This window comes from Bradyrhizobium sp. LB13.1 (genome assembly GCF_054056815.1).
On the sequence record NZ_JBSRYQ010000001.1, the window covers coordinates 4,373,940 to 4,391,208 of the forward strand.

17 protein-coding genes and 1 pseudogene are annotated in these 17,269 nt (G+C 59.9%); 6 read left to right on the forward strand and 12 right to left on the reverse strand.

Annotated elements, in window-relative coordinates:
* Window positions 1-38: 38 nt before the first annotated feature.
* Complete coding sequence (locus tag ACVWYI_RS20775) at window positions 39-992, forward strand: alpha/beta fold hydrolase (protein ID WP_456663048.1); 954 nt, start codon at window positions 39-41, stop codon at window positions 990-992.
* Here ACVWYI_RS20775 and ACVWYI_RS20780 read toward each other — a convergent pair.
* Both ACVWYI_RS20780 and ACVWYI_RS20785 read right to left on the reverse strand, forming a co-directional pair.
* On the reverse strand, window positions 989-1,906 hold the full coding sequence (locus ACVWYI_RS20780; protein WP_456663049.1) for a septal ring lytic transglycosylase RlpA family protein: 918 nt from the start codon (window positions 1,904-1,906) through the stop codon (window positions 989-991). The genes ACVWYI_RS20775 and ACVWYI_RS20780 overlap by 4 nt on opposite strands.
* A 729-nt stretch (window positions 1,907-2,635) precedes the next feature.
* Window positions 2,636-2,926, reverse strand: a complete 291-nt coding sequence (locus ACVWYI_RS20785; RefSeq protein ID WP_247445724.1) for a hypothetical protein — start codon at window positions 2,924-2,926, stop codon at window positions 2,636-2,638.
* A 52-nt stretch (window positions 2,927-2,978) separates the two neighbouring features.
* Between ACVWYI_RS20785 and ACVWYI_RS20790 the strand changes: the two are divergent.
* A pseudogene (locus ACVWYI_RS20790) lies at window positions 2,979-3,095 on the forward strand (YqhA family protein); the annotation flags it as partial.
* A gap of 15 nt (window positions 3,096-3,110) precedes the next feature.
* Here ACVWYI_RS20790 and ACVWYI_RS20795 read toward each other — a convergent pair.
* Entirely contained in the window at window positions 3,111-3,428 is a 318-nt protein-coding gene (locus ACVWYI_RS20795; RefSeq protein ID WP_247353333.1) for a DUF1476 domain-containing protein, read from the reverse strand.
* Window positions 3,429-3,686: 258 nt separating this feature from the next.
* Here ACVWYI_RS20795 and ACVWYI_RS20800 point away from each other — a divergent pair, with 258 nt between their 5' ends.
* On the forward strand, window positions 3,687-3,911 hold the full coding sequence (locus ACVWYI_RS20800) for a hypothetical protein (protein ID WP_247353331.1): 225 nt from the start codon (window positions 3,687-3,689) through the stop codon (window positions 3,909-3,911).
* Window positions 3,912-3,959: 48 nt separating this feature from the next.
* Here the strand turns inward: ACVWYI_RS20800 and ACVWYI_RS20805 are convergent, their stop codons facing one another.
* From ACVWYI_RS20805 to ACVWYI_RS20815, 3 genes are all read right to left on the reverse strand, one after another.
* The gene (locus tag ACVWYI_RS20805) at window positions 3,960-4,151 is read right to left on the reverse strand and encodes a hypothetical protein (protein ID WP_247353488.1); all 192 of its coding nucleotides are present in this window, start codon (window positions 4,149-4,151) and stop codon (window positions 3,960-3,962) included.
* 278 nt (window positions 4,152-4,429) lie between these two features.
* Window positions 4,430-5,110, reverse strand: a complete 681-nt coding sequence (locus ACVWYI_RS20810) for an endonuclease/exonuclease/phosphatase family protein (RefSeq protein ID WP_456663050.1) — start codon at window positions 5,108-5,110, stop codon at window positions 4,430-4,432.
* Window positions 5,110-7,143, reverse strand: a complete 2,034-nt coding sequence (locus ACVWYI_RS20815) for a VTT domain-containing protein (protein WP_456663051.1) — start codon at window positions 7,141-7,143, stop codon at window positions 5,110-5,112. The genes ACVWYI_RS20810 and ACVWYI_RS20815 overlap by 1 nt, the downstream gene beginning before the upstream one ends.
* A 273-nt stretch (window positions 7,144-7,416) precedes the next feature.
* On the opposite strand from ACVWYI_RS20815, the gene ACVWYI_RS20820 reads away from it, so the two are divergent.
* A complete protein-coding gene (locus ACVWYI_RS20820; RefSeq protein ID WP_247353326.1) occupies window positions 7,417-7,869 on the forward strand; it encodes a hypothetical protein in 453 nt (150 codons plus the stop codon).
* 144 nt (window positions 7,870-8,013) lie between these two features.
* On the opposite strand, the gene ACVWYI_RS20825 is transcribed toward ACVWYI_RS20820, so the two are convergent.
* Window positions 8,014-8,757, reverse strand: a complete 744-nt coding sequence (locus tag ACVWYI_RS20825) for a DUF7168 domain-containing protein (RefSeq protein WP_456663052.1) — start codon at window positions 8,755-8,757, stop codon at window positions 8,014-8,016.
* Between the two features lie 1,008 nt (window positions 8,758-9,765).
* Window positions 9,766-10,158: a hypothetical protein gene (locus tag ACVWYI_RS20830; protein ID WP_456663053.1), complete on the reverse strand. Its 393-nt coding sequence runs from the start codon at window positions 10,156-10,158 to the stop codon at window positions 9,766-9,768.
* Window positions 10,159-10,481: 323 nt separating this feature from the next.
* Between ACVWYI_RS20830 and ACVWYI_RS20835 the strand changes: the two genes are divergently transcribed.
* On the forward strand, window positions 10,482-11,627 hold the full coding sequence (locus tag ACVWYI_RS20835) for a sulfatase-like hydrolase/transferase (RefSeq protein ID WP_456663054.1): 1,146 nt from the start codon (window positions 10,482-10,484) through the stop codon (window positions 11,625-11,627).
* Window positions 11,551-11,997, forward strand: coding sequence for a hypothetical protein (locus ACVWYI_RS20840; RefSeq protein WP_456663055.1), 447 nt, complete (start codon window positions 11,551-11,553; stop codon window positions 11,995-11,997). Before ACVWYI_RS20835 ends, ACVWYI_RS20840 begins: the two co-directional genes overlap by 77 nt.
* 92 nt (window positions 11,998-12,089) lie before the next feature.
* Here ACVWYI_RS20840 and ACVWYI_RS20845 read toward each other — a convergent pair whose 3' ends face one another.
* The 4 genes from ACVWYI_RS20845 to ACVWYI_RS20860 form a co-directional block, all read right to left on the reverse strand.
* Window positions 12,090-13,256 (reverse strand): ATP-binding protein, encoded by a 1,167-nt coding sequence (locus ACVWYI_RS20845; protein ID WP_456663056.1) that lies wholly within the window; start codon window positions 13,254-13,256, stop codon window positions 12,090-12,092.
* A gap of 1,117 nt (window positions 13,257-14,373) precedes the next feature.
* Window positions 14,374-14,907, reverse strand: a complete 534-nt coding sequence (locus ACVWYI_RS20850) for a hypothetical protein (protein ID WP_456663057.1) — start codon at window positions 14,905-14,907, stop codon at window positions 14,374-14,376.
* 49 nt (window positions 14,908-14,956) lie between these two features.
* A complete protein-coding gene (locus tag ACVWYI_RS20855) occupies window positions 14,957-16,006 on the reverse strand; it encodes a hypothetical protein (RefSeq protein WP_456663058.1) in 1,050 nt (349 codons plus the stop codon).
* Window positions 16,007-16,027: 21 nt separating this feature from the next.
* The gene (locus ACVWYI_RS20860) at window positions 16,028-17,233 is read right to left on the reverse strand and encodes a CHAT domain-containing protein (protein WP_456663059.1); all 1,206 of its coding nucleotides are present in this window, start codon (window positions 17,231-17,233) and stop codon (window positions 16,028-16,030) included.
* Window positions 17,234-17,269: the final 36 nt, after the last annotated feature.

Sequence of the window (17,269 nt, forward strand, 5' to 3'; positions counted from 1 at the left end):
ATTTTCTGACCAAACCCCTGAAACAAGGCGGAAAAGCGATGTCCTCCACCCGCGTGATCAAGGCCAATGGGATCGACCTGTTCATCCGCGAAGCCGGTCAGGGTCCGCTGGTGGTGCTGTGCCATGGCTGGCCGGAACTCTCCTACTCCTGGCGCCATCAGATCGCGGCACTGGCGGAGGCCGGGTTTCACGTCGTCGCTCCCGACATGCGCGGCTATGGCCAGAGCTCAGCGCCGCCCGATGCGACGGCCTATTCGATCTTCGACACGGTCGGCGACGTCGTCGGTCTCGTGCAGGCACTCGGCGAGAGCAAGGCCATGGTGGTCGGCCACGACTGGGGTGCACCGGTGGCCTGGCACGCGGCGCTGTTCCGGCCGGACATCTTCACGGCGGTCGCAGGCCTGAGCGTGCCGCCACCGTTCCGCGGCCGCGGCAAGCCGCTCGACCTTCTGCGCCAGGGCGGCGTCACCAATTTCTACTGGCAGTATTTCCAGGCGCCCGGCGTTGCAGAGGCCGAGTTCGAGCACGACGTCGCGCGCACCATGCGCGTCGTGCTTGGCGGGCGCGGCCTTGCCGATCCCTCCGGGGCCATGTTCGTGCAGGAGGGTATGGGCTTTCTCGGCCATACGACCGCCGAAGAACCGCTGCCGGACTGGCTCAGCGTGGCGGACCTCGCCTTTTTCACCGAAGCCTTCCGCAAGTCCGGCTTTCGCGGCGGGCTGAACTGGTATCGCAACCTCGACCGCAATTGGGAGCTGACGGCGCCGTGGCAGAATGCGCAGATCCACCAGCCCTCGCTCTTCATTGCCGGTTCGAAAGACGCCGTCATCACCGGCCTGATCGGAGCCAAGCGCGTCAACGAGCTCGAGCGCGTGCTGCCCAATCTGACGCAAAAGCTGATCATCGAGGGCGCCGGCCATTGGGTCCAGCAGGAGCGGCCCGACGAGGTGAATGCGGCGCTGGTCAGGTTCTTGAAGGAAAGCGCGGCCTAGTAGAGGCCGCGGCCACTCAGGATGCTGCGCGCCTCGGCGGCACCGTCAGGCGCGCTCTCGGTGGCGTAGCGGCCGTCCCCGTCATAGGACACGGCGCGCGCGTTCTGGAGCGCCCGGCCCCGGTTGCGGCTCGAAGCCGACATTTCCGAGGTCGCACTGAGTGAAGCCATGTCGGCGGAGGTGTTGCCGAGATTGTAGGGTCGTCCCTCCGGCGTCGGAACCTCGCCGCGAATGGCGCCGCGGTTCGACGACGGCAGCTCAGGAACGAAGGGCCTCGCGAAGGCGACCCGGACCATCGAGGGTGACGGCGCCGGGATCCCGGTCCGCAGGGTGGCCATCAGCTGGCGGTCATCGGAGCCTTCGAGCGGCGCCCGGCCGACATATTCGACACGGACCTTGGCGACGCCATTGCCTTTGAATTCAAGGAGTTCAGCGGCTTTGTTCGAGACGTCGATGAGCCGGTTACCGTGATAGGGCCCGCGGTCATTGACGCGAACGATCAGCGACTTGCCGTTCGAGACGTTGGTGACCCGCGCATAGGACGGCATCGGCAGGGTCGGATGCGCCGCGGTCAGCGAGCCCATGTCGAATACCTCGCCGTTGGCGGTCAGGCGGCCGTGGAAATCGTCGCCGTACCAGGACGCCATGCCCTCGGCGCGGTAGTTGACGTCCTCCTCGGGCACATAGGTCCGGCCGCCCACCACATAGGGCTTGCCGACGCGGTAAGCGCCACCGCCCTTCGGGACCGGGTCACCCAAAGCCACGACCCGAGGGCTCGAGGACACGCCGTATTTCGGATCGACGCGGCTGGCGAATTTGTTTGAGGAGGCGCAATTGGCAAGCGCGAGGCAGGCCGCGGCCGCCGCAACAGCTCGCGCGGCCCGCAAAACCGAATCTGACCGTCGGATTCCCATTCGCCCCAAATACCATTTCGCCGGACGCGTACCCAACCCGCTTTGGCTACGGGGAAGCGCTGTCCGGTCCTTTAATCCGAGGCGGCCCACCACCGCGCCGGAAGTGGTAACGATAACGCAACCCGAACACGGCGGAAATGGGGAGCCCACAGCGTTCACGCCGGGATGGTAAACGGGGCGTTTGCTTCTCCCCGCTGAACCACGGGGCGCGGTCACCCTGCTCTGTGCCACCGCCGGACATTCTGTTGCGCCAAATCCTCACTCCAGCCCCATTGTCGCGCCGCTCACCGGAATTCTTTTGACTGTGCAAGGCCGCCCGCGTTTTCTCGCGTGCAGGGCGGAATGGAATTGGACGATGATCGAGACGGTTTCGGCACTGATGGGTTTGGTAAGCGCGGGGATATTCTTGGCCCATGCGTTTGAAGGTTACCGCACGAGGGCCTGAGGCACTCGCGCGGGCGGCAAGCATCACCTCTTTCAAGACGGCCCGTTCGGACAATCTTAATCGATCCGATCGAGCATCGAAGACAAGAGCGACAGGTGTCCCATGCGCAACCATGACCTCGTATCCGATAGCTTCCTGGCATTGACCGCCGGCGGTTTGGTCCTGCTCTGCTCGAGCCTCGTGGCATTGGCCTTCGGCTGAGCACCACCACCACTTTCCTTTTTGTAACCACGACTACACCGCGATGCAGCACGCGATCTGTTTTGGATTGCCCTGCTCCCGTTTTAGCGTAGCCCAAACAGCGAGCGGCGATAGAGGCTGTCGCGGGCCTCGTTCAGGCAAACGAAGCTGCCGTCATAACCCTGGCCGTACTGCTTCTGACGCCTGCCGTAGTAGACGCCTTTGCTGAAATCGAGCCAGACGACCTGGTCATGCGGGCAATGACGCTGCGCCTGCGCCTCGTAGCGAAACGGCGTCAGCGGCGTCGCCGACGCCTCAGCGCCGCTACAGCCAACCAGGATCGCAGCAGCGAGCGCGATCGCGCCGGGCCACTTGCCGAAGCCGCTCCAAGACACTTCCCGCCTCCCGCTCGGCACGGTAGCACGAAACGGCACGGTGCCCGGAAGCGAGCCGGAATGGCTCGGCCACGTCACTGCGAGCGTCCTCAAGATCAAGCTCGCCATGGCCGTCATCGGCATCTGCTCGATCGCGCTGCTGAGCACCTTCATCGAGGCCGGCAATCTCGAAGGCCGGCTTCTTTCACTTGTCAGCTTCAAGCTGCTGCAACGCCTGATGCAAGCATTCCTGAAGCCTGGCCGCGACCTGCTCGCGGGCTACGCCCCTGGCCGCAAGATCGCCTGACACCTTGTCGAGGATTTCGTCCATCGTCTGGCTTTCCAGATGGTCCGTCACCAACGCCGTCGCATAGCTGGTCGCGGCATCGCCGCTGAGGCCAAGCTGGCTTGCGGCCCAGAGCCCGAGCAGCTTGTTGGACCGGGCCGTGGCCTTGAACATGAGCTCCTCGTCGTGGACGAATTTGGTCTCAAAGCCCTGCTCGCGCTTGTCGAACGTGGTCATGATCAGCTCCATTCTCGCTTTGGCTGATGATCGGACTGGCTGGAAGCGAACGTCTCCGTGGTTCATGTCAGTTTCCGATCGTTGAAGCTTCCGGCGGAAGACAAATGCCGTCAAGCCCGCCCGGGCCGCGCCGCAGACCGGGCGCATGCACCGGCACGCACCAGCTCTACGCCAGCCAACCCGGCTAGGCAGAGATGTTTTAACCATTCATTAAGCAGACTCAGCGCCGCATGGCCCCGGGACATCGAGAGCTGACGCATGAACAAAGAGTTGCGGGAGTTTCGACGGCTTGAACGGGTCTGCCTGGAGCAGGCAGCCCTCTCCACCATGGACCTCGCGCGAAGCGGGTTGCTCAAGGTCGCGGACGATTGTCGCGTCGCAGCCGAAGCGATCGAGGCGCAATCGCCACGGAAACCTTTCGCAAGCGCCGTTCAAGCACTGAAGCAGGCGTTGAGCGTGACGCGCGTCCCCCACCGGCACTGAGGCCGGCGCTCGGGGCAGAGACGTCTTTGGCGTGGCGGCCGCGTTCGGTCAGCCCTTCGCCCCCGTCTGTTCACGTGCCAGCCGTTCGGCCCTCAGCCGTTCCTTGTTGGCATAAAACGCCTTCTGCGCCTCTTCATGATCACGCATGGCCTTTTCGGCCTCGATCCGGCGTGTGGCATCGCGCGCTTGGCGCTGTTCAGGGGTCAAGGGTTTGCGTCGGTAGGAAAGGTCTTCAGTCATGCCGCGATAACGCGCAAGCGGGAAAGAAGTTCCGCAAATCGAACCCGCGCGCGTCTCAGCCATTCCGGAAAAGCAGCTTTTCAAGGGCTTATCGAACGGCCTCACCCGCCGAAGGCCGCTCCGATAAAAGCTCGAAAACAACCCCATGCACAGTAGCCAACCCTTTGAAATGCAACGCTTTCCAATGTCCTGTTTTTGACCCTCGGCGCCGAACCGTTTGACGCGTCGGGCAAAACAGTGGCATTCTGCCATCTTCGGAAATCCTGAAGATGGCCGGATCATCTCCCGTCGGGGGAGATCTCGATGTCCGCAATCACCGGCAAATGGTCTGAATAGGCCCTCGCCTTTTCGTCGGTCCAAACTTTCCCGATCCGGCTGTCGGACGTTGCATAAATCCGGTCAAGCCGCAGAAGAGGTAAATGCGACGGGAAAGTTCGCAGCCGCGTACGGTTTGGGCAGACCTGCGCGAGCACGCGCCGCACCGATTTGACCCAAAACCAGTCGTTGAAATCCCCGAGGACGACGGTCCTTTCAGGTTTCACCAGGCTCACCAGCGCCTGAGCTTGCGCATGGCGCTCGTGGATACTCAAGCCGAGATGCGTGGCCACCACGCGTACATCGCCAAGCGGCGTCAGCAGCCCCGTCGCAATCGCTCTGCGCGGCTCCCGCTCACGATAGGACACGTCGACGATCTCCGGCGGGCCGGAGAATGGAAACCGGCTCAGGAGCGTCTGGCCGTATTCGCCATCCGCCGTGACGATCGACTTGGCGTGAACACGGTGATCGCCGACAACACTCGCCAGCTTCGCAAACGGATCGTCTGATCGCGATCGCGAATCCACCTCCTGAAGCGCGACGACATCGGGAGCCCATTTGCGAACGATGGAACAGATCCCCTCCAGATCGAACTTCGGATTGAGATTGAACGTGCCATGCACATTCCACGTCATGAAGCGCATCAGCGCCTCCCGGCGAGCCACGTCGCGACGAATTGCGCGCCTGCGCAGATCGCGACCCAGCTTAAGAACGCCAGTGCGAGGAGCAATATGTTGGTCCAGGACGCATTTCTGGCCAGATCTGCGATCTGAGCGCCCAGAACTGCCATGGCGAGAATCCCGGGCGTCATGCCGAGCAGGGTTCCGACCAGGAAGTCACGCAGAGGCAGCGTGCTCGCACCGGCCACGACGTTCACCACCGAGAACGGCGCTACGGGAATCATCCGGATGACAACGACAGCCAGGATTCCCTTGCCGACAACACGTTCCTGGATGCGCGCGGCACGTCGTCCGAGCAAACGCTGGAGGCGTTCGCGGCCGAGTGCCCGTCCGATCGCAAAAACGACAAAGGCGCTGAGCAAGACGCCCGTCATGGCGGTGACGAAGCCTAGCCATGGTCCGAGTGCGGCAGCAGTTGCCGCAATGAGCACGAGAACCGGAAACACGACCAAGCCGCCCACCACGAAAACCGCGATCGCGAATGGCGGCCCCCAGATGGACTGCGCGTAGGCAGACAGGAACGTCGAAATACGCCCCGCATCGGCAAAATCGCTCAAGGACGTGTACGACCAGGCCGTCGCCAGTCCAAAAAGCGCCACGGCAATCGACACGATCCCGATGATCGTCTTCGTGCTCCACATGCGAGATGCCGCTCGCTCCAGATGAAGAGGCCGCTCAGGGTCCGCCACCGGCTGAACCATCGTGGCCAGAGTACTGGTCAGGACCGAGGATTCCACATCCCGCAGCGTCTTCGCCCCATCGGCTCTCGAGATATCGTCCAGGAGCGCGAAAAGACGATCTTCGTTTTGCGCTACGGCCTGTTCGTCGAGACCGCAAAAATGGGCGATCAGGCGCCGGCGGACCGAAGCGATGAACTCCCGGTGCTGGTCGGAGGCCGATTCGAAGATCAGGTCACATTCGCTGTCGGCGCCCATCGAGCGATTGTTCAGGTTCGCCGAGCCGATTCTCAAGATCCGATCGTCCACGACCATCAGCTTGCTGTGCACCATCACGGCTGCTTCCGTATCCCCGCTGCTTGAGACGGGGTAGACGAAGCGGATGCGATCTGCGACGCCAGCCTCGCTGAAACAGTCGATGAAGGCACCACGGCCATTCTGCATGGCCTGGGATTCCAGCCACGAGGAATGCAGCTTGGGAGCGACGACCAGAATCCGAAGCGAAGGCACGCGCAACATCTGCTCCGCCAATTCACGCGCGATCTTGATGGCGCTGGTAAACTGGTTTTCGATATAGACGAAGCTCGTCGCCGACCGGATCGCTGCGATCAACGAGCGTTCGACCTCATTGATGCCTAGACCTGCAGGACCGATGACCTCGGTCCTGGCGATACCCACCGGCAAGTGCTCGGCCTCCACCGGCACATTCGCCGGCCACCGAATGCCCTTCGGCGCGTGCCGATCATCAGGCTGTTGACCTGCCGCTCGCCAGCGTTGCCCTGCGAGGTCGAACAGCCACGCAGCCGCATCCCCGTCGACCATGCATTGAACATCATGAAATGGCAGGTATGGCTTGCCGTGGGGATCACAGCGCGATGCGTGCTTGGCGCGATGGTCACTCGTGTCCCAGCGCCTGATCGTCAGATCGAGCCCGCCGACGAACGCCAGTGAACCATCGACGCAGACGATCTTCTGGTGTTGGGCCGAGCCAAACGGAAGCGTGGAATCCAGATGAAATCGGACGCGGCCATCTGTTGCGGTGGTGAATTTCGCCGCGGAGTTCCACTCCCTTTCCGCAGCGTAAAACGAGACGAAATCCCAGACGAGAACGTTGATCCGCAAGGCGGGACGGCGTTGAACCAGCGCGCGCAGGAATGGGCCGAGCTGTTCAGGCAAGCCATCATCCGCTCGCCCGGAATCTCCGACCAGCCTGGTCTCGCTATGGATATCCCATCCGATGATGTAGACGAGATCTCGCGCCTCCAGCAGCGCGTCCCGCAGGGCCGCGAAATAAGCGGCAGCATCGTTCAGAATCGCCACGCGACGCGCCTTGCACCGCCGCCAGACGGTGTCGCCGGGGATCAGGGTGGATGAACTCTGAAGCAGGTGGACCTCGCAATTCGCATTCGCGTCTAAACGCTCTGAACGCTCAAGGGGTTCCACGACTTCAGACCAGAGGCGCCTTCAGACCAGAGGCGACCGTTCAGCGCGTGCGGATCCCGGTGCCACAGTCGTCCATTGCCGCTATTTGGTTCGGACAGTCTTTGCGCCGGCGTCCCTCAAGATGTCTGCAATCTTCTCAGGGGCGTCGCCGTGAAAATCCACGGAGACTTCGATCAGACCTCCCAATTGTTGGTGCCCCTCCGGCGCGGGCGCCGCCTTGACGTCAGCACCGGCAGGATGTGTCCCTGCCGTGTTCGCGCCGCCGGCGGACTGGACGAAGACGTCGCTTCGCTGCACGCCGCATTCCTGCACGACATGCTCAACCGCAAGCTCAGCGCCGCGGCGCGAGTCGAATTCTCCAATGATCGTACTTTCCAAGCGCGTGCTCCGTGGCTGGACGAGAGTGCGAACAACAGGCCAGCAAGGACCAGGTTCCTGTGGCGAGAGCTGCACCTCACCTCGGGATCAGAACCGGACGATCCCGAACAGGACAAGCAGCGCGACAGTGATCACGCCGGAGATCAGCAGCGAGCCGAGACACCCCAGTCGGTTGGAGAAAATGAAGAACATGCGTTGCCCAGTGTGAAACTCCTGCCCGGCTAATTTCTCAAATTCGATCGCGTTCCGGATGCTCGTCGCTGCACTTTATTAGCAAGGCAGCATAAACGACAGACGGCAGCTGATGAGCCCGGAATGACATCGCCATGCTCTCGCCCCCGCCGAAGCCGCGCCCCTCCCCTGGTGCGTTCAGCTCCCTTTGGGAGTGGTCCTCGACGGCGACTCGCCAAGGCCGGGATTGATGGCGAGCGAGGCTCCGGCAGCGCCGCCGGCTTCATAGGCCGTCATCGACACCATCCGGCTGCTGCTGCGCTGGGTCCGGATCTTCAGGTCGAGCTTATCGAATTCTGCATCGACCACCGAGGTCTTGAGAACGACCAGCCCGCGGCCGGTGCTTTCATTGACCTGATCGCGACTGGCCTTGATCGCCAGCAGCCGGTCCGCGATTGACGCCACCATCCCGAGCGCGAAGGAGGCATTGGCCAGATGCCGCTCCTGGTGTCGGAACCTGCTGTAGTCGACCGAGGTCTTGAAGCGGCCAAGTTCGGCGCGCACGGCGCCGTCGATCAATTCGGCCAGATAATGCGCGACCTCGACATCCGCGCCGAGACCGAACAACACAAACCTGCTCTCGCCGGACGCGTTCTTCTCGCGCCAGACCCGACAATCGCAGAAATGAGCGATCGCGCCGATGCAGTCGTCCAGCGGAATTCGCTTCTTGCGATGGGTCTCGTAGACCCTCCGTTCGCACGGCGACGCACGCAGTTCGACATCGGAGAGCGACAGATCGTGGCGATCCAACAGTTCGGCGACCTTGGCGGCCGCAGACAGCGCCTCGTCCTCGGTGCAACCATTGGCGATCGTCTTGGCGCGCAACGCCTGAATACGGAGCTTCAGCTTGTCGAGCGCGGCCGGATTGAACGTCTGATTCACCGATCACCTGCCCGGGAAAGCCCAACCGACAGACCTCGGCCGGATAGTACTGGCGGAAGGGGCGGGTCTGCCTACCTACACGCCGAAGACATTGATCCGATTACGAAAATAACGGTCACCTAACGATGCACCGTAGCACTGATCCGTAGCAACGATTGCTGGCTTGATCAAGGTGCGGCGAAGAGCACGCGGGAGGCTACGCCAAGTCGATCAGGCTCAGAGCGCTCGTGAAGCGACAGGTGAGGACTTTTGTTCTTCAGTATCTGTCTAAACTCCGAAGTGCCGTATGTGATGACCTGCAGGAAGTTGCTCATCGACTTGCCCGACTGCTCCGCTCGCTGCTGAGCCTCCTCTATGTGGGTGGATCGTCGTGGCGTGTACTGGATCGCGAGATCGACATCTCCGAGATCAGCGTTCCCCCGACAAACGTTAATCGAAATGCCCCAGCAAAGGTTAGTCGCTTCTCCGTTGCTGGTTCATGGGCAGGCCCCGGACGCCTTGTCGGATGTACATAAGGCGTCCGGGGAATGTTTCGGTGGAGCGGCGGACGCGCCCTCCTCCCGGCGCATTGTCATCGCTTGTGATTTTAGCCCGCTCACCAAATTGTCTAACGATCGCGGTTTATATGGCTGTGGAAATCGTCACGCGATAACCTCGCCGCTCTCGACCGCACGATCGAAAATCGCAATGTCGGCGGGTCGGCCCCTATGCTGTCCTTCTTGCGCGACAAGAACGCACTTGATGATCTTGTGCGGCTTCTGCAACACGCCGAGTTCGCTCCCAGCTTGAAGCAGGACTGGCCGGCCCAGATCATCACAGCGTCGAACACGCAAGTCGCATCGTTCACGCCGGGCTAAGCTAGGGCGTGTACTCGTAAACGTCGGCTTCCGGTTATAAAGCGGAAGCTGCCGGTTGGGTCGATCATCGGCAGCTTATGACCGCGAACGGACATTTGATCTGCGGCGAGTTTGATTAGCTAAGCCGGGGCCAACCGCGAAATGTGGGCGGTTAATCTGAGCGCGCCGCGCGGTCAAGCCGACCTCGGCGGCGCAACTCGCCGTCGACGCGAGCGCTGATGGCTCTATTTTGGAGCGCCGGTCTGGCTACCCGAGCCCGTCGTCTGCTCACTTCCCGGTCGGCCCGGAGGATGCGCAGAAGCGCCCGGCTTGTCTTGATCGGCCACGTAACCGGATTCTCCACGGAGTTGCGCGTCTTGACCCCTTTGTCTGCCTCACGCTGCATCTGCTCATTGGGCTCGCTAGTCTTGAGCCCTTTGTCTACATCACCGTGCATCTCCTCCTTAGTTTGCTCACTAGGTGCGGCCTTTTGCTGTTGCGCCGCTGCTTGGAAGGCAATCGCGCTTCCGGCAACGACAATCATCGCGAGAGTTGCTGTTCGCATGCCTCTCCTCCAGTGCATTGCCCCGGTCAGCTAAACGCGCGAGTTTCCCAACGTTTCCTGGTTCCGATTGCCATTTTCAAAGGTACGTCCTTGCAATCAGATGGGATGGGCTCAATGCCGCCTATTGGCCCGTTGCCGCCGTTCGCTGACAGGGCCGTTATGTCTGCCGTCAGGAGATAAGCCGACCTAGGCTCAAGTCGGTTCGGAAGTCGGCTTGTGACCCTGAGCGGACAAATTAGCACTGCGCGTCCGTTCAGATATACTTGAGAAGGTTGAATGCGGCGGCTACGCTTCGGCCGGTATGGCTTATGGAGGCTATCGCAATGAAAATCACAGCCTTAAGGCGCTGCGCTTCAGCGGTGACGCTAGTTGCTTTGATGGGTTCGGCAACTGCCTTTGCGCAACAAAGCGATAGGCCGAACGTTGTTTTCATTCTCGCCGATAACGTCGGCTACGGCGATCTTGGGTCATATGGCGGTGGCGAGTTGCGCGGGGCTCCGACGCCGCGGCTTGATACACTGGCTCAGGAGGGATTGCGTCTCACGCAATTCCTAGTGGAACCAGCCTGTACCCCCTCCCGTGCGGCGCTCATGACCGGGCAATATTCCATCCGCAACGGTCTGTCGCTGATCGCCATTGAGGGCAGTCCTTATACGCTTCCCGCCAACGCCTTCACCATGGGCGAGTTGTTCAAAAGTGTTGGCTACGCCACCGCGATTTTCGGCAAATGGCACCTTGGAAGTGCGCCTCAGAGTTTGCCGACCGCGCACGGCTTTGATGAGTTCTACGGTATTCCGCCCGATATCAGCTGGGATGCAGCAACATATCCAGCGACAATCGCCCTCACGCACTCCAGCAATGAGCCGTACGAAGCGTTACTGAGAACGGGGCCGCAGATTGTTGAGGCGAAGGCAGGCGGCCCGTTGCAGACGGTGAAGCCATTTACGGAGGACGTGCGCGCCAACATCGACGATGAGTTGGTGGATAAATCAATCGATTTCATGCGGCGTCAGAAGGCCGCTGGGAAGCCCTTTCTCCTGTACTTGCCGTTCTCGATGGGGCACTTCCCGAACCTGCCTTCGCAACCGTTCAAGGGCAAGTCGCGGATCGGCAATTACGGCGACAAGATAATGGAAGGGGACTACCACGTCGGCCAGATCCTCGACACGCTGAAGGAACTTGGCGTCGACGACAATACCATCGTTGTCTTCGCCTCTGATAACGGCCCGCAAGGGCAAACTGCACGCGAACATGGCAACCAGGGGACGCCGGACATGGGAAATTCCGGTCCGTTTCGCGGGAGAGTTAGGCGAAGCGACGGAAGGAGCGATACGGACGGCAGCAATCATCCGTTGGCCCGGCAAGGTCAAGCCGAGCACAACCACATACGCCATGTTCTCGATCATGGATTTCCTGCCGACCTTCGCCCACATTGTCGGTGGCACCATGCCAACAGACCGAGCGATTGACGGCGTCGATCAAACCGACGTCTTGTTCGGCAGCACAGCCCTAGGGCGTCGCGAAAGCATGTTGAGCTTTATCGGCGGAGACCTCGTCGCCTCGCGTTGGAAGCAGTGGCGCATTTACTTCACTGACGTACATCCGACCGGCATTGGACCGCAGCGGCAGCCCGGTATGTTCTCCGCCAGCGCTCCGATGGCCGGCTACCCGAAGATTTACAACATTGAAATGGACCCACACGAGGATCTCATTGTAGCGGCAATGTTTGGCTGGGTATCGGGTCCAGCGCTCAAAACTGTCGATGAGTACATGGCAACGATCAAGAGATATCCAAATCCGCCCCCGCCGAACATCACGCAATTTCGCAGTGGTGGCTAACTGATATCCCACGTTGCTGCGCCGTAGCGAAATGTCCGCGTCTGGCCCTTTACGGACTCTCGACGTTGAGCCCGATATGTCTGGAAAGCGCGCTAGAGCGGACGAGTGGCGGAAACGTCATCCGCAATCTGCGTTGAGCCACTTGGAGAAATCGCGTCGCTCACCACCGCCGCTAACCAATCGTCAATTCGAACGCAATGCCATCGATCCAAGATAGCTAGGGAAGCGCCTCGTATTGAGCGATCACCGCCTTTGACCCAAACGCCCGCAGTGCTTCCAGAGGCGCCGCCAGGACGAAAGCCTCGATCGCTTCGATGCCTTTGCGGGTGATATACCGGCGCCGCAATTTCTTCTCCCAGATCGAATGAGTGTTGTCGTCCAGCACACCCAGATGACGCAGAATTTGAGATACTTGGCCCGGCGAAAAGGGAATTTCGATCCCGTAGATTTTTTGGACAATTTGGCTTCAGATGCTTGGCCACTTCCATCGGAAGATTTTTGTCCTCATCCTCTAAAGGGCGGTGGATAACCTGATTGAGGTCGACGTTGCCCAGAACGACAGAGGCCGGCGCGCCGTCCTCCTCAACGAACCGGCCCCGGTCAATGAACGACAGTCCCCTAGCGGTTTCCTTCGACAAATAGAGGTGCGACGAGCCTTCCTTCATGTCGACAATGCCGACGTTTTGAATGCCGATCTTCTCGACGACCTTCAGGTTCTCCATCATCGCCTTGATGCGGTTTCGCTCACGGTCAGCTAGCATCGTGGAAAGCTCGGTGTACCCAATCGGTCGGATTTGACCTCCGTAGCGATAATAAATTGTGCCCTCGCGGATCGACTCAGTGATGATCGGCTTGCCGTCCTTATCGGCTGATTTCTTGGACCTGTTGATCTTGGCGATGATCGGCCTATGGGGCGAGGCATTGGTGCCGATTGCCAGAAGGATCTTTCCTTTTATTTCGTAGGTACGCGTGGAAAAAACGATCTCGGGGGCAAAATCTTCCCGTAGGCGATCAGCCCACCGGGCTTCGTCGATCACCTCCTTGATGCCAACGATTTCTCGTGGCCGATCTCGAACGCCAAATATGATGATACCGCCGTCGGCGTTAGCAAAAGCCGCAAGCGCCTTCGTGTAGTCAGACATGTCTTTCTGGGCGAAGTCGACCTTGAATTCGCGGTGCTTACCCTCGCGCCCGGACACGGAAAGCGTGTCAACGTCAAACGTTAGAACATCCGCCAAATTTTCCGGCAGCTTGAGCAAGCAAATTCCCCCGCGCCGAGATACTCGACGCGCTCAAAAGTTGCAAGCATGTTTCACTACACTATACTTGTCCACAAGCGTGGCCAATTGGTGAGAGCCATTTGGTTAGTGAAACGGCCACCCCCTAGAAATAAAAGACTTTTTAGCCTTGACTGGCGGAAGGGGTGTCCTGTCAACCCTACTGCTATTCCTAACCTTTTTCGAACGCAACGTGTTCGATCTACGGTCCTAGCCACGGTCAAATTGGCAGCCTCACGACCGAAGTTTTGTGCCATCTCCCGCAGCGGGCCGGCCTCGCTGGGCACCCTCCTGTGCTCCGCCAGATTCAGGCAGATGCGCTCCATGCGCGCGAGCTCGTCGACGTCCCGATGATGTTGCCCCATGCGCGATCAGCGGCCGCGCGTCAAGAGTCCGCGTTGTCCACACCCACGACACGCAGTAGCTCGCGCGCGTTTGAAGGCCCAAGAGATCGATAATTTGCAAGGTACTTGGGATGCCGCTTTGATCGCGGCCTGCCTCGCCCTGTTCGACACAAATCGCATCCGCACGCCGATGGGCGGCCCCTGAAGATCACCTTTGGTGAGATGCGCCTCTCGGCTGCGTCGTTCATCGACCAGACTTGAAACAGCCGTCGAGCATCCAGTCAAAGCTGATGCGGTGGCGCCGGCAATACTCGGCAAGGTCCTTGACGGGGTCCGGCCAACCCTCGGCGGCGCATGAGCGTCCACTCGACCGCGGGCCATCGCAGGCGCCTGTTGATGTTGCGCGGGCTGCTGGCGCCGTCCGTGCTCAGCCGGCCGATCGGGCTTTTGCTGAGCCGTCTGGCGGTGTTGCGGCGGCGGGTGACGGCCCGGCGGCTGGGCCTCTGCTTTGCCTTCGCCACGAACGGCTTTAATCCATGCTCTAGATGCAAACGCGCTATCTTTGCTTGAGCCTGAGCGCTCGACCCGTTGCGTTGCATGTCTCAATGGCTGCTTCGATCGTTTTGGGATTCTCACCTAGCGCTTCGTTGCGACCGATATACCAATAGCGGGCCCAAGCAAATGGACTCCGCAGTGCGTCATCTTGAGCATACCCATTTCACTGTCCTGAGGGCTCTATGGCGTACCCCGCAATATCAAGTCGGGGCCCCCGCGCCATCTTGATCTTGGAGCCTGGGGGCATTGATCGATTTGCGGTGTTTGATGTGCGATAAGAAGTCCGCATCGCTCGGAACCTGCTCGGCAATTATTTCACCGGCCTGCAAATATGCGGCAGCGACTGAGGGAACAAAGAACCCGAGCACCAAGCCGAGAAGGAAAGTCAACCCCAGATAGATCTCTGGCAGCCACCCTGCTCGAAGGACTGGCGGCATGTACGAATAGATCACGACTTGGAAGAGAACCGCCGCCCCCGACAATGCCAGCGCCAGGATGAAGGCGTCGCGCCAGCGATTGCTCCGGTAGTCGTACGAGTGGGTCCGCGTCCGTGTGTCGATGAGTACGCTCACGAAAACCGTCATGAGTAAGAACGATAGCGAGTTCATCAGAATGAACGGTACCGGGTGCTCCGCAAAGGGCATTCCAGGAATCGGTTCGATTCCAACTCGAAGCCCGGTCCAGACTAGGATTCCGGTGAGGAACGAGAACAGGCCGAACACGGCGTAGGACATAATCGGCAGCTTGCGCGAAGGGCGCGCGAAATCCCAAGCCACTTTAGGATTAAATTGCCCAAGCAATCGCTGCGGTCTCGCAAATCGCGTGCGCGAGTGCGAAGGAGAACATGTTGATTCTCGGGAAGGGAGTACTTACCGAGACCCACGGAGAGATAATTAAGGGCCACAGCAAGAGTGCGAAGTCCAGACCGAATGCCACTATGAGTGGGAGGTATGGCAGCGAGTGCGGAAGTGAGACTACATAGCCGAACGATCGGATCAGCTTTTCTCGACCGCCCGGGCCGGGCACGCAGGACATCGCCGCTTCGGCCAGCAGAGTACGATATCCCCCAACAAGCCCCTCGCAATCTTCCGCCACGAACTGCGATACCACGCGGAGCTGCTTGCGCTGGACGCTACTCAAAGTCAGGAGCGCCTTGGCCGTTCGCCGCAGCACCTTCTGAAGCTCCACCTCAAGCTTCGCCATTGCGGCCCCGCGTGCCTGGACGAACCCTGAGAACATTGCGGACTTGGCGATCTCCCCAAAACAGGTTCGGAGGGACCACGCTTCTTCTAATCGCTGCACGGCGCTAAGGGAAATCATCGTTTTCAAGGTGCCCTTCGGCACCGAGTAGCGTTCGAGTTGGTTTTCCAGCTGTTCGTGCGTGCTCGGGCCCGGCTCGAACGGCGCAGTCGCCAAGATCGTCGTCAGGAGTTGGATCGATTTGGGGTACAACGCGAGCTCGTGCGCAAAGCGCCGGAGCGCCTCGAAAGGCCCGCGCGCGCCGGGAAGGTACGGAAACGTGACGATGATCAACGCGGATAAGACAAGCGATGTTTGCCGAATACCTTGCGGCTCACCTTCCTTGATACCGAAAATGCCGGTATGGCGGTTTATCAGCACCAACACGAACTGTACGATCCCGGTCGCCAGCAGGAAAGTTATGATGTTCGCGCCGATGTAAACCGCGGCTCCCAGAAAATAGTGCCGACGGGAAACCGCATAGCGCAGCTGTTGCGGTTGATACGGTAAATGAAAATCCCTAAATGCGGTGACAGCAATTAATGCGGCCCCGATCAATAGTGCCGGCAAGTTTATTGGTACAAATTCGGTCACTTCTCTGCTCCAATTCGTGACCTATTCATAGAAAATTGGTGTGTCGTCGCCTCCAAGAAACAGAACCGGTGCAACCCATTCCGGGAACATCCTCATTTTCAGATATGCCCGCGTGATCGCCATCGCAGTGCCGATGGAGTCCCCCTTAGTGATACATTCATAGAACTTTCGGCTAAACGCCTTCGCCATCGTGTCGCTAACTACGAATTGCATGGCAACGACAGCCGGAACTCCTCCCACTGCTAAATCCGAAGCAGTGCTCGAAAATAGATCGCCTGAGCTGGCGAAAGCTCCTTTACAGGAATTGAGCACGACCAGTTGCGGACCATTTGGACCGATCAAAATGTTCCGCAGCGTCTCTGAATACAATACAGCTGCTTTGGTGCCATCCTCTTCTTGGATAAGCAAATACCCCTGCCCTACATCGCAGTCGAACCCTCCGTGTCCGATAAAATGAAAGATGTTCCACGGCATCGGCGGACGAATTACCGCGTCCTCCAAATCGTCCTGCCGCCCGGAAACAGTCCAATGAAGGTTGACCTTGTTCTGTTCTTCCAACTCCTTTATCGCGCGGCGCATCTCGAGCTGCTCGCCCTCTGCGTCAATAGGACTGAGTGAGAAATTGACCATGTCGCTGGGGCGGGAGACCATTCCGAGTATGCGTAACTGCGGCTTGCGCTTGCGCGACAGTCTTACCGGATCTCGTCTTACAGCTCGAATGAATGGCGTCTGCCGCGAAAGCGAGAGAAATCCTTGCGTTTTTCGATCGTAAACTGATTCCCAAGGGACTTCGGTGAGCTGCGGAATTTGCTCGATTAGTAATCTGATCGGCAGCGCTTCTTCAGCCTCAAAGGACATCTCCATGCTTTCGCGGAACAGTCGGTCGATATCCGGCCTAAACAGGAAATCGAATATGCTGGTGCCGACCTCCTGCGTAATTCTCAGATCGGTTCTATGGGCTTCCGTCTTCGCGACGGCGTCGTCGTCGCGGACCGAAGCGTGGCGAGGTGGGGCAAGCATTCGCTCGCTGGCGTCATTGTCACTAAATTCAGCACGCCGCGTGACCGCAGCGCGGCTCATTTCCTTGTGAAACGGCCGGGCCCTCAGGGCTAGATCCTCGACAGGCAGAGGTCCCTCAGATTCCGCCTTCCCGGCTCGGGATTCGGCGAAAATCTGGCATTCAGCGTCTCCGGTTCTGATCACGCGGATTTTGAATACATCCGGCATGGAAAACCTATACGCGAACTATCCCGGGGTAGGGTT

Excerpts from the sequence above, each read along its gene's own strand:
- ACVWYI_RS20860 (WP_456663059.1), bottom strand. The coding sequence starts at position 17,233 with ATGCCGGATGTATTCAAAATCCGCGTGATCAGAACCGGAGACGCTGAA.
- ACVWYI_RS20800 (WP_247353331.1), top strand. The coding sequence starts at position 3,687 with ATGAACAAAGAGTTGCGGGAGTTTCGACGGCTTGAACGGGTCTGCCTG.
- ACVWYI_RS20850 (WP_456663057.1), bottom strand. The coding sequence starts at position 14,907 with ATGTCCTACGCCGTGTTCGGCCTGTTCTCGTTCCTCACCGGAATCCTA.
- ACVWYI_RS20780 (WP_456663049.1), bottom strand. The coding sequence starts at position 1,906 with ATGGGAATCCGACGGTCAGATTCGGTTTTGCGGGCCGCGCGAGCTGTT.
- ACVWYI_RS20775 (WP_456663048.1), top strand. The coding sequence starts at position 39 with ATGTCCTCCACCCGCGTGATCAAGGCCAATGGGATCGACCTGTTCATC.
- ACVWYI_RS20810 (WP_456663050.1), bottom strand. The coding sequence starts at position 5,110 with ATGCGCTTCATGACGTGGAATGTGCATGGCACGTTCAATCTCAATCCG.
- ACVWYI_RS20795 (WP_247353333.1), bottom strand. The coding sequence starts at position 3,428 with ATGACCACGTTCGACAAGCGCGAGCAGGGCTTTGAGACCAAATTCGTC.
- ACVWYI_RS20835 (WP_456663054.1), top strand. The coding sequence starts at position 10,482 with ATGAAAATCACAGCCTTAAGGCGCTGCGCTTCAGCGGTGACGCTAGTT.
- ACVWYI_RS20830 (WP_456663053.1), bottom strand. The coding sequence starts at position 10,158 with ATGCGAACAGCAACTCTCGCGATGATTGTCGTTGCCGGAAGCGCGATT.
- ACVWYI_RS20840 (WP_456663055.1), top strand. The coding sequence starts at position 11,551 with ATGTTCTCGATCATGGATTTCCTGCCGACCTTCGCCCACATTGTCGGT.
- ACVWYI_RS20805 (WP_247353488.1), bottom strand. The coding sequence starts at position 4,151 with ATGACTGAAGACCTTTCCTACCGACGCAAACCCTTGACCCCTGAACAG.